This window comes from Streptomyces sp., from assembly GCF_031178505.1.
In the GTDB taxonomy this organism is placed as follows: domain Bacteria; phylum Actinomycetota; class Actinomycetes; order Streptomycetales; family Streptomycetaceae; genus Streptomyces; species Streptomyces gulbargensis.
The window spans coordinates 1-9,614 of record NZ_JAPSIW010000200.1; the positions used below are offsets into that span (position 1 = coordinate 1).

General features: G+C 71.9%; 13 protein-coding genes. 4 read left to right on the plus strand and 9 right to left on the minus strand.

Going from position 1 to position 9,614, the window contains the following annotated elements; genetic code table 11:
- The 3 genes from RIF68_RS15745 to RIF68_RS15755 all read right to left on the minus strand — a co-directional run.
- The coding region (locus RIF68_RS15745; RefSeq protein WP_309051875.1) for a DUF5063 domain-containing protein at positions 1-355 on the minus strand (355 nt) is incomplete at its 3' end.
- Positions 356-393: 38 nt separating this feature from the next.
- Positions 394-993 (minus strand): recombination mediator RecR, encoded by a 600-nt coding sequence (recR, locus tag RIF68_RS15750; RefSeq protein ID WP_309051876.1) that lies wholly within the window; start codon positions 991-993, stop codon positions 394-396.
- 71 nt (positions 994-1,064) lie between these two features.
- Positions 1,065-1,400: a YbaB/EbfC family nucleoid-associated protein gene (locus tag RIF68_RS15755; protein ID WP_309051877.1), complete on the minus strand. Its 336-nt coding sequence runs from the start codon at positions 1,398-1,400 to the stop codon at positions 1,065-1,067.
- 288 nt (positions 1,401-1,688) lie between these two features.
- On the opposite strand from RIF68_RS15755, the gene RIF68_RS15760 reads away from it, so the two are divergent.
- Positions 1,689-2,393: an SLATT domain-containing protein gene (locus RIF68_RS15760; RefSeq protein ID WP_309051887.1), complete on the plus strand. Its 705-nt coding sequence runs from the start codon at positions 1,689-1,691 to the stop codon at positions 2,391-2,393.
- A 108-nt stretch (positions 2,394-2,501) separates the two neighbouring features.
- On the opposite strand, the gene RIF68_RS15765 is transcribed toward RIF68_RS15760, so the two are convergent.
- From RIF68_RS15765 to RIF68_RS15775, 3 genes are all read right to left on the minus strand, one after another.
- Positions 2,502-3,152: a hypothetical protein gene (locus RIF68_RS15765; RefSeq protein WP_309051878.1), complete on the minus strand. Its 651-nt coding sequence runs from the start codon at positions 3,150-3,152 to the stop codon at positions 2,502-2,504.
- 125 nt (positions 3,153-3,277) lie between these two features.
- Positions 3,278-3,985 carry a GntR family transcriptional regulator gene (locus tag RIF68_RS15770; protein WP_309051879.1) on the minus strand — a complete coding sequence of 236 codons (708 nt, stop codon included), beginning with the start codon at positions 3,983-3,985 and terminating at the stop codon, positions 3,278-3,280.
- 67 nt (positions 3,986-4,052) lie between these two features.
- The gene (locus RIF68_RS15775) at positions 4,053-5,417 is read right to left on the minus strand and encodes an aspartate aminotransferase family protein (protein WP_309051880.1); all 1,365 of its coding nucleotides are present in this window, start codon (positions 5,415-5,417) and stop codon (positions 4,053-4,055) included.
- A gap of 134 nt (positions 5,418-5,551) precedes the next feature.
- Here RIF68_RS15775 and RIF68_RS15780 point away from each other — a divergent pair, with 134 nt between their 5' ends.
- Complete coding sequence (locus RIF68_RS15780; protein WP_309051881.1) at positions 5,552-6,157, plus strand: DJ-1/PfpI family protein; 606 nt, start codon at positions 5,552-5,554, stop codon at positions 6,155-6,157.
- 118 nt (positions 6,158-6,275) lie between these two features.
- Here RIF68_RS15780 and RIF68_RS15785 read toward each other — a convergent pair whose 3' ends face one another.
- Both RIF68_RS15785 and RIF68_RS15790 read right to left on the minus strand, forming a co-directional pair.
- Positions 6,276-6,779: a VOC family protein gene (locus RIF68_RS15785; protein WP_309051882.1), complete on the minus strand. Its 504-nt coding sequence runs from the start codon at positions 6,777-6,779 to the stop codon at positions 6,276-6,278.
- A gap of 52 nt (positions 6,780-6,831) precedes the next feature.
- Positions 6,832-7,239, minus strand: a complete 408-nt coding sequence (locus RIF68_RS15790) for a hypothetical protein (protein ID WP_309051883.1) — start codon at positions 7,237-7,239, stop codon at positions 6,832-6,834.
- A 156-nt stretch (positions 7,240-7,395) separates the two neighbouring features.
- Here RIF68_RS15790 and RIF68_RS15795 point away from each other — a divergent pair, with 156 nt between their 5' ends.
- Both RIF68_RS15795 and RIF68_RS15800 read left to right on the plus strand, forming a co-directional pair.
- Positions 7,396-8,232 carry a helix-turn-helix transcriptional regulator gene (locus RIF68_RS15795; RefSeq protein ID WP_309051884.1) on the plus strand — a complete coding sequence of 279 codons (837 nt, stop codon included), beginning with the start codon at positions 7,396-7,398 and terminating at the stop codon, positions 8,230-8,232.
- The gene (locus RIF68_RS15800; RefSeq protein ID WP_309051885.1) at positions 8,229-8,465 is read left to right on the plus strand and encodes a DUF397 domain-containing protein; all 237 of its coding nucleotides are present in this window, start codon (positions 8,229-8,231) and stop codon (positions 8,463-8,465) included. Before RIF68_RS15795 ends, RIF68_RS15800 begins: the two co-directional genes overlap by 4 nt.
- 4 nt (positions 8,466-8,469) lie before the next feature.
- Here RIF68_RS15800 and RIF68_RS15805 read toward each other — a convergent pair whose 3' ends face one another.
- Complete coding sequence (locus RIF68_RS15805) at positions 8,470-9,360, minus strand: glycoside hydrolase family 19 protein (protein WP_309051886.1); 891 nt, start codon at positions 9,358-9,360, stop codon at positions 8,470-8,472.
- Between the last annotated feature and the right edge of the window lie 254 nt (positions 9,361-9,614).

Sequence of the window (9,614 nt, forward strand, 5' to 3'; positions counted from 1 at the left end):
AGATCCGCGCGGGGACGGGCGCCTTGCGGGGCTCGTACGGGTCGAAGACCTCCGAGTACACGTCGACCGGTTCCAGGAGCGCCGCGAACCGCTCCCGCAGCTCGTCCACGTCCGGCTCCGGGCCCGTATCCGTCTCGTACCGCTCGTCCGGGACGATGTCCTCGTGCGCCCCGAGCCGGCCGCCCGCGAGGAGCAGCTGCGAGACCTCCAGGAGCAGGAACGGCACCGCGCTGTCCGGCTCGTCGCCCCTGGCGACCTCGGTGGTCGCCACGATGAAGCTCTCGATGGAGTCGGCGATCTGAACCGCGAAGTCGTCGGGACTCTGCGTGACGGAGTGCAGCGTGGGGTCAGACATCGAGAAGCCTCCCTGGGAGCGCGCCGGGCCGGACGTGGTCATACATCTAGCAGCCTCCGTCCCTCGAAGGCACGGCCGAGGGTCACTTCGTCGGCGTATTCCAGGTCACCGCCGACCGGCAGGCCGCTGGCCAGCCGGGTCACCCTCAGGCCCATGGGCTTGATCATCCGCGCCAGGTACGTCGCGGTGGCCTCGCCCTCCAGGTTGGGGTCGGTGGCGAGGATCAGCTCCGTGACGGTGCCGTCCGCGAGCCGCGCCAGCAGCTCGCGGATGCGCAGGTCGTCCGGGCCGACGCCCTCGATCGGGCTGATCGCGCCGCCGAGGACGTGGTACCGCCCCCGGAACTCGCGGGTCCGCTCGATCGCGACGACGTCCTTCGGTTCCTCCACGACGCAGATCACCGTCCGGTCGCGCCGCTCGTCCCGGCAGATGTTGCACCGCTCCTGCTGGGCCACGTTGCCGCAGACCTCGCAGAACCGGACCTTCTCCTTGACCTCCAGGAGGGCGTGCGCGAGCCGCCGGACGTCCGTGGGCTCCGCCTGGAGGATGTGGAAGGCGATCCGCTGGGCGCTCTTGGGCCCGACGCCGGGCAGCCTGCCCAGTTCGTCGATGAGGTCCTGGACCACGCCTTCGTACAACGGAACGCCCTTCTCGGGGGGTGCTTGATTCTTACGGTAGTGGCTGCGAGCGGCCCTGAGTAAGGGAGCGGTCAGAAGCCCAGGCCCGGCATGCCGCCGAGGCCCTGCGCCAGCGGGCCCAGCTTGGTCTGCTGGAGCTGGTGCGCGTTGTCGTTGGCGGCCTGGACGGCGGCGACGACGAGATCGGCCAGGGTCTCGGTGTCCTCCGGGTCGACCGCCTTGGGGTCGATCACCAGGCCGCGCAGCTCGCCGTTGCCGGTCACGGTCGCCTTGACCAGGCCGCCGCCGGCCTGGCCCTCGACCTCGGTCGCGGCGAGCTCTTCCTGGGCCCGGGCGAGGTCCTGCTGCATCTTCTGGGCCTGCTGGAGAAGCTGCTGCATGTTGGGCTGGCCACCACCGGGAATCACGGGCACTCCTGAGGGTCGGTCGTCCGGACCGTCGTCCGGATGTCGGTATGCCGAGCCTACGTGGTCGCCGCGCACCCTGCCTCCACCACTCTTTCGAGTGAGAAACTGCGGGCTCCTCTACCTGATCAACACCCTCTTGCGGGCGGAAATCCCGGGATTCCGGGCCCATCGCCCTCCATTCGGCGGTAGGAAGGGCAGGCACCACGTGCACCGCACGTCACAGCACGACACGAGCGACACGCGCGCTGAGCTGAACAGAGGAGTCCCCCGGTGAGCCAGCAGCCGGAGATGCAGCCACCGGGGCAGCCCGGGGGAGACGTCCGCCGAGATCTGACCGGTACGCCCTTCCCCCTGGGCGACTGGGGCGAACCGGCCGAACGGCTCGACGAGCTCTACCGGTGGGTGGAGGGGAACGCGCTGCGCACCGCCGAGTGGTACCTGTCCGACCGTGGCGGGAAGCGCCGTGGCGCCCGTGCCCTGCGGTTCGGCACCGCCGCCGGGGTGATCGCGGGCGCCGCGCTGCCGCTGCTCGACGTGAGCGGGGTGGCCGAGGGCACGACCGGCTGGGGGTATCTGTCGCTGCTGCTCGGCGCCGCCTGTCTGGCCTGCGACCGGTACTTCGGGCTGACCTCGGGCTGGATGCGGGACGTGGCCACGGCGCAGGCGGTGCAGCGCCGCGTCCAGGCGCTCCAGTTCGACTGGGCCTCGGAGAGCGTCCGCGAGGTGCTGGGCCCGACGGAGGGCACGGCGAGCGAGGCGGCCGAGCGGTGCCTCGGGGTGCTGCGCCGCTTCTCGGAGGACATCACCGAGCTCGTACGGGCCGAGACGGCGGACTGGATGGTCGAGTTCCGCTCGGGCCCGGCGCCGCTCGCGCTCCAGTCGGCGGGCGTGGTCCCGGCCCGGCCGGAGCCCGCCCCATCGCCGGGCCGCTTCCCGCTGCCCCCGGGCACCCGCCCGAACATGCCGCGCCAGCGGCCCCCGGAGACCCGCTGAGGGCCTGAACGCCGCCGGGCGGCCCCCGGGAGGGGCCGCCGGGGTCGCCGAACGCCGACGGCCGGTCCCGGGCCCCGGGACCGGCCGTCGGACCGAGCTCGCCCCGGCTCAGCTCAGGATGATCATCGAGCCCTGGGCCAGGCTGCGGGTCGCCGCCGCGTGCAGCCCGAGCCACACGTGGCGCTCCCGCGCGAAGGGGCTGTCGTCGAGCGGGGCGGTGGCGGCCGGTTCCTCCAGCTCGGTCGGCCGCTCCGGCGGGGCGGGCGCGGCCGGCGGGTTCGCCGGGTCGATGCCGATCGCGGGTGCCACGTACTCCAGCTCGCGCAGCAGCCCGTAGGAGGAGCCGAGCGGGCCGCCGCCCTCCAGGAGTTCGTCGCTGGAGAGCGGGACGGGGAAGTCCACGGGCACGTAGGCGCCCGCGTGGTCGTAGTGCCACACCAGGTGGGACTGCTGCGCGGTCGTCTCGAACATCTCCAGGAGCTGTTCGTAGTCCCCGCCCAGCTCGCCGACCGGCTCGACCGGCAGTCCGCAGATCTGGAGCAGGTAGGCGCGGCGCAGGAAGTGCAGGGCCTCGTAGTCGAAGCCCGCGACCGGGGCGACGTCCCCGGAGAGACCGGGCATGTACGCGTAGACGGGCACGGTCGGCAGGCCCGAGGCGCTGAGTACGGCGTCGTAGGCGGCGATCTCTTCGGCGAAGGGGTTGTCGGGGCTGTGGCACAGCACGTCGACGAGGGGGACCAGCCACAGGTCACAGGCCAAGGGAGGCTCGCTCTCCGTCAGTTGCAGGGAGGGCAAGGGTAGTCGGCGCCGCCGACCACGCCCACCCGTGGACCACCTGCCCCTGGAAGCCGGGCCTCAACCCGCCGCCGGGGGCGGCTCACCGCTCACCGGACCCGCGCGCGGGCCTCCAGGCGGTCGGCCCACTCCAGGGAGTGCGCGTTGTACTCCCGTACGACCGTGAGCGCGGCCTCCCCGTCGCCGCGTGTGATGGCGTCGACCAGCTCCACGTGCCCGGCCCACAGCCAGCCGTGCATCTCCCGCTCGGCGCGCAGGTAGGGCACGGAGAAGACCCAGGCCTGGACGCGCAGCCGGTGCAGGAAGTCGGCGATGTGCTCGTTGGACGAGATCAGCCGGGCGAGTTCGCGCCAGTAGCGGATGTCGTAGCCGATGAGGACGTCGAGGTCCCCGGCGCGGGCGGCGCGGGCGGCGGCCTCGCCCCGGCGGCGTACGGAGACGAGCGCGACGCCCAGGCCCACGTCGGGCACCGGGGAGGCCGGCGGGGTGCGGGGGGCGTGGCGGCGGAAGATGCCGTCCACGACGAGCATCCGGGCCTCGACCATGTCCCGGTAGTCGGCGACGGTGAAGGCGTGGACGCGGAAGCCGCGGTGCTGGTCGGAGTCGAGGAGCCCCTGGGCACAGAGGTCCACGAGCGCTTCCCGCACGGGGGTGGCGGAGACGCCGTACTGCTCGGCGATCTGCCGGACGGTGAACTCCTCCCCCGGCTGGAGACGCCCCGCGAGCACCTCGTCACGGAGCGCGTCCGCGATCTGCCGTCGCAGGGTGTTGCGGGTGACAGCTCCGCTCGCGGGCATGTGGGCCCCCCTCCGTCCGGCTCCCGGAGAGCCTAGTCGAGACGGAGGAGGGGCCCGGGGGCCGTGCTTACGCGGTGTGCTCGTCGGCCACGGCGAGGGCGGCGTCGAGGGCGGCGAGGCCCTCCTTGGCCTCCGCCTCGGAGACGGTGCAGGCGGGGACGGCGTGGGTGCGGTTCATGTTCACGAAGGGCCAGAGGCCGTTCTTCCTGGCGGCGGCGGTGAAGGCGGCCATGGGCGCGTTGGCCTCGCCGGCGGCGTTGTACGGGACGAGCGGCTCGCGCGTCTCCTTGTTCCTCACCAGGTCCAGCGCCCAGAAGACACCGAGGCCGCGCACCTCGCCGACGGAGGGGTGGCGTTCGGCCAGTTCGCGCAGGCCGGGGCCGAGGACGTGCTCGCCGATGTGGGCGGCGTGCTCGACCACCTTCTCGTCGGCCATGACGTTCAGGGTGGCGACGGCGGCGGCGCAGGCGAGCGGGTGGCCGGAGTAGGTCAGGCCGCCGGGGTAGGGCCGCTTGTCGAAGGTGGCGGCGATCTCGGCGCTGATGGCGACGCCGCCGAGCGGGACGTAGCCGGAGTTGACGCCCTTGGCGAAGGTCAGGAGGTCGGGCACGACGTCGAAGTGGTCGGCGGCGAACCACTTCCCGGTGCGGCCGAATCCGGCCATGACCTCGTCCAGGATGAAGACGATGCCGTACCTGTCGCAGATCTCGCGCACGCCGGCGAGGTAGCCGGGCGGCGGGGTCATGATGCCGGCGGTGCCGGGCACGGTCTCCAGGATGATCGCGGCGACGGTCTGCGGACCCTCGAAGGCGATCGTGTCCTCCAGGTGCTGGAGGGCGCGGGCGCTCTCCTCCGCCTCGGTGGTGGCGTAGAAGGGCGAGCGGTAGAGGAAGGGCGCCCAGAAGTGCACCACGCCGGCGGAGGCGGTGTCGGAGGCCCAGCGGCGCGGGTCGCCGGTGAGGTTGATCGCGGTGGAGGTGGCGCCGTGGTACGAGCGGTAGGCGGAGAGCACCTTGGTGCGGCCCGTGTGCAGGCGGGCCATGCGGACGGCGTTCTCGACGGCCTCGGCGCCGCCGTTGGTGAAGAAGATCTTGTCCAGGTCGCCGGGGGTGCGCTCGGCGATGAGGCGTGCGGCCTCGGAGCGGACGTCGATGGCGAAGGCGGGCGCGAAGGTGGCCAGCTTCCCGGCCTGCTCCTGGACGGCGGCGACGACCTTGGGGTGCTGGTAGCCGATGTTGGTGTAGACGAGGCCGCTGGTGAAGTCGAGGTAGCGGTTGCCGTCGTAGTCCCAGAAGTACGAACCCTCGGCGCCGGCCACGGCGAGCGGGTCGATCAGTCCCTGGGCGGACCAGGAGTGGAAGACGTGCGCGCGGTCGGCGGCCTTGACGGCCGCGCCGGCCTGGGGGTCGGGTTCGATGACATGAGGGGTCATGGGTCCGAGGGTAAGGAAGCGCAGGTGAAAGCGGCCATGGCCATCTTGTCCACCGAGACCGGCCGGGACGCGACACCTTGGGTGCCCGCCTTTTCCCGTGGACAGCGCGCGCCCGTCACTGCCAGCCTTTCGCCATGACCACAGGGACCGGAAACACGACCGTGCACCTCGCCGTCTACGACACCCTCGCCGACTGGGAGACGGGCCACGCGACGGCCTGGCTCGCCCGCGCCGGCCACACGATCAGGACCGTCGGTCCGGCCGCCGGGGAGCCCGTCACGACCCTCGCGGGCATCCGGATCGTCCCCGATCTGGCGCTCGGCGACCTCCGCCCCGAGGACAGCGCCCTGCTGATCCTCCCCGGCGCCGACACGTACGACGAGGGCGACGGCCTGGCCCCCTTCACGGCCAAGGCCCGCGCCTTCCTCGACGCGGGTGTGCCCGTCGCGGCGATCTGCGGCGCCACGGCCGGGCTGGCCAGGGAGGGCCTGCTCGACGGCCGCCGGCACACCAGCGCCGCGCGCTCCTACCTGGCCGCCACGGGCTACCGGGGCGGTGACCACTACGTGGAGGCGGACGCCGTGCGCGACGGGAACCTCATCACGGCGGGCCCGACGGAGCCGGTGGCGTTCGCGCGGGAGATCTTCGCCCGCCTCGGCGCGTACGAGGGGCAGCGCGACGCCTGGTACCGCCTCTTCCACCACTCCGACCCGGCGGCCTACGAGGAACTGAACGGGTGACCGGGGGGCGGGAGGCGCGCCCGTACGGCGCTGGGCGTCTTCCGCCTCGACGGCTCGTTCCGCACCTCCCGGAGGGTGGGCGGGAGCGCGCAGGCCGGCGCGGGTCCGGAGGCGGTCCCTACGGGGTGCTCTCGTGGAGGGCGCCCGTCACGTAGCGCATCGCGGCGGTGAACTCCGGGTCGGTGAGGCGGCGGCCCATCTCCGCCTCGTCCACGTCCTCGATGTGGGTCTGGATCCACCAGAGGTTGCCGTACGGGTCGCGGACGCGGCCCACCTTGTCGCCGAAGAACAGGTGCGTGACCTCGGTGACGGAGGTGCCGCCCGCCTCGACCGCGCGCCGGTGGACGGCTTCCGCGTCCTCCACGTACAGCCGGATGAAGGCCGGTGTCGGCCCCCAGCCGGGCGGGCTGTCGAAGGCCATGATCCGCCCGGTGCCGATCCGCAGCTCGGCGTGGCCGACGGAGCCGTCCTCCATGACGAAGCGGCCCACCTCCTCGGCCCCGAAGGCCCTCTCCAGGTAGTCGATGAGCCCGGCGGTGTCGCTGCCGATGACCCAGGGCGTGACGGTCGTGTAGCCGTCGGGAACGGCCTTGACGGCCTGCTGGTCCTCGTTGTCGCTCATGCGGTGAGGCTAGGAGGCGAGTAGGCCGGGCCATGACCTACTTCGCCGCGCGTCAGGAGAGAAGTTCGCGCACCGCGCTCCGGAGGAGGAGGGGGTGGACGAACCGGTTCGGGCCGCTCGGGAGGCACCGCCAGGACAGCGGCCAGGTCTTCCCCGTGAGGGCGGGCACCGGTACGTAGCTCACGTGCGCCGGGCCGGAGTTGAAGCGGGTGACGCCGCGCGGCCAGGCACGGTGGGCCGTGGTGCCGGGCGGCAGGAGGAAGTAGACCCCGCGCCGGCCGTTGTCCTCCATCACGACCGGGCCGGGGTCGCCGCCGGTGAGCACCTCCATCCAGTCGGCCAGCCGCCGCCCGTCCTCACCGTCGACGCGGACCGCGTCGAATTGCACCCCGGCCTTGCGGAGATGGAATCCGGAAAGTGGAATCCAACTCACATGGACATCCCGATTCTCTGCATTCACGAGGACATGTTCCCGCGTCACCGCTAGCGTTTTCCACGACTGCGGAGGGCGCGTCGGCAACCCGTTGACCTGCGCCAACTGCCCTCGTACGCGGTCGAATTCGGCGGGGAGCAGTTGAGACCGATTGAGATCGGTTGAGTCCGAATGGGGAACAGAATGGCGCGAGCCGAGAACAAGGAACCGGTAGGCCCCGTGGCGCGGATGGCGGCGACCGTGGCCAGGAGAATGCGGTTGAAAAGGGGACTGACGCAGGATCAGCTCGGGGCGCTCATGGGGTACACCGGCGCGGCGATCAGCGCGATGGAGCGGCTGCTGCACCCGGTGAGCGACGAGATGCTGGTCCAGCTGGAGCGGGTCCTCGGCGGTGACACCGGAATCTTCGAGGAGATGCGGGACCTGCTGCGCCTGGAGCGGCTGCCCGAGCAGTTCCGTGGTTACGCCCAGATCGAGCAGAAGGCGCTCGCGCTGTGGCTGTACGCGAACCACATCGTGCACGGCCTCTTCCAGACGGAGGCGTACGCCCGCGCGCTCATCGCGGGCGGCTACCCGGAGCCCACGCCGGAGCGCGTCGAGGAGCTGGTGATGGCACGGATGGCGCGCAAGGCGCTGTTCGACCGGAGCCGGGTGTGCGAGATCGAGCTGGTTCTGGACGAGTCGGTGCTGCGGCGGCCGATCGGCAGCGAGGAGATCATGCGCGAGCAGCTCCTGCACCTGGCGGAGTCCGCGCGGAGGAGAAATGTGAACCTCCAGGTGCTGCCGCTGGACGCGGCCCTGGGAGGGGAGTACGCCGGTGACCGAGGCGCCCTGGAGATCGTGGAGACCCCGGCTCACGACCGGGTGACCTACCTGGAGATCCAGGGCGAGAGCGTGCTCGTCACCGATCGGGCCAAGGTCAGTATCCACACGCAGCGGTATGCGAAGATCCGGGCACAGGCCCTGGATCCGCGCAGGTCGCTGGGTCTCATCGAGGAGTTGGCGGGAGTAGACAGATGAGCGACACCCTGCACTGGTTCAAGTCCAGTTACAGCGACAGCGGTGGCGGAAGCTGCGTCGAGGTCGCCTTCGACTGGCACAAGTCGTCGTACAGCGACAGCGGTGGCGGCGACTGCGTCGAGGTCGCCTCGTGCGCCCACGCCGTCCACGTCCGCGACTCGAAGGTCGGCGACGGGCCCACGTTCGCCGTGGAGCCCGCCGCCTGGACCGCGTTCCTCGCGTGGCAGGACTGACCGGCTAGCAGTACAGGTTGGCGCCGGCGGGGACACCCAGGATCTGGGTGAACTGCTGGTACTTGGTGACCCGGCTCTGCACCTGGGCCGGGTTGCCGCCGTTGCACTCCAGCGCGCCGTTGATCGCGCGGATCGTCTCACCGAAACCGGCGCCGTTCACCATGGCGTTGTGGGCGGTCATCGTGCCCGGGCCGTTCTGGGTGTTCCAGTACCAGAGGCCGGTCTGCATGGCGACGGCCGGCTCGCGCTCGACGCGCCAGGGGTTGTTCAGCAGGTCGATGCCGAGGGCGTCACCGGCGGCCTTGTAGTTGAAGTTCCAGGAGAGCTGGATCGGACCCCGGCCGTAGTAGGCGGCCTGCCCGGCGGGGCAGCCGTAGGGCTGGCGGGCGTCGCAGTAGTGCGGGTAGTTGGCGGTGTTCTGCTCCACGACGTGGACCAGGCCGCCCGTCTCGTGGTGCACGTTGGCGAGGAAGGCCGCGGCCTCCTGGCGCTTGACCGTCTCACCGCCGGTGGTGGCGAAGGCGGGGTACGACTTCAGGGCGGCGGTCAGCCCGGCGTACGTGTAGAACGGGTTCCGGTTCGGGAACATCTGGTTGAACTGGGCCTCGGAGACCACGAATCCGGTGGTCGGGGGCGGGGTGGTGCCGCCGCCGTCGGTGCCGCAGACACCCTCGTCGCGCCAGACGTCGGAGCCGCCCGGGCGCTCGTTCTGCGTCCACCACTTCGCGTACCAGTTGTGGCCGTTGTACGAGGCGGTCATGCCGCCCGTGTAGACGCTGGAGGAGTTCCAGGCCGTCACACAGGCGGGGGCGGCGCCCGCCGGGGCGGCGGGGAGGAGAAGGGCGAGCCCAACTGCCGTACAGAGGGCGGCGAACAGGGAAACCAGGCGTCGCATGCGCGCGTCCTTCCGGTGGGGGGAGGACCAGCGAAGCGGTATTGGTCTGAACCTGTCAAGGTCTAGACCAGGATTGGCTGGTCGACCGCTCCACGGGAGGACGGCACGATGACCGACGTACGGCACCCCGCACGGCCGGGCGGGGGCGGAGCGGCACGGCGCCCGCGCCCCGGTCTCTCCCTCTCCCTCGCCGTCACGGCGCTGCTCGGGGCAGGAGCCTGCGGGTCCGGGGCGGCCTCCCCCGCCCCGACCGG

What these genes read in the sequence shown, in the direction of transcription:
- RIF68_RS15770 (WP_309051879.1), bottom strand. Translation starts at nt 3,985, where the DNA reads ATGCCCGCGAGCGGAGCTGTCACCCGCAACACCCTGCGACGGCAGATC.
- RIF68_RS15775 (WP_309051880.1), bottom strand. Translation starts at nt 5,417, where the DNA reads ATGACCCCTCATGTCATCGAACCCGACCCCCAGGCCGGCGCGGCCGTC.
- RIF68_RS15785 (WP_309051882.1), bottom strand. Translation starts at nt 6,779, where the DNA reads ATGAGCGACAACGAGGACCAGCAGGCCGTCAAGGCCGTTCCCGACGGC.
- RIF68_RS15800 (WP_309051885.1), top strand. Translation starts at nt 8,229, where the DNA reads ATGAGCGACACCCTGCACTGGTTCAAGTCCAGTTACAGCGACAGCGGT.
- RIF68_RS15805 (WP_309051886.1), bottom strand. Translation starts at nt 9,360, where the DNA reads ATGCGACGCCTGGTTTCCCTGTTCGCCGCCCTCTGTACGGCAGTTGGG.
- RIF68_RS15760 (WP_309051887.1), top strand. Translation starts at nt 1,689, where the DNA reads ATGCAGCCACCGGGGCAGCCCGGGGGAGACGTCCGCCGAGATCTGACC.
- RIF68_RS15795 (WP_309051884.1), top strand. Translation starts at nt 7,396, where the DNA reads ATGGCGCGAGCCGAGAACAAGGAACCGGTAGGCCCCGTGGCGCGGATG.
- RIF68_RS15780 (WP_309051881.1), top strand. Translation starts at nt 5,552, where the DNA reads ATGACCACAGGGACCGGAAACACGACCGTGCACCTCGCCGTCTACGAC.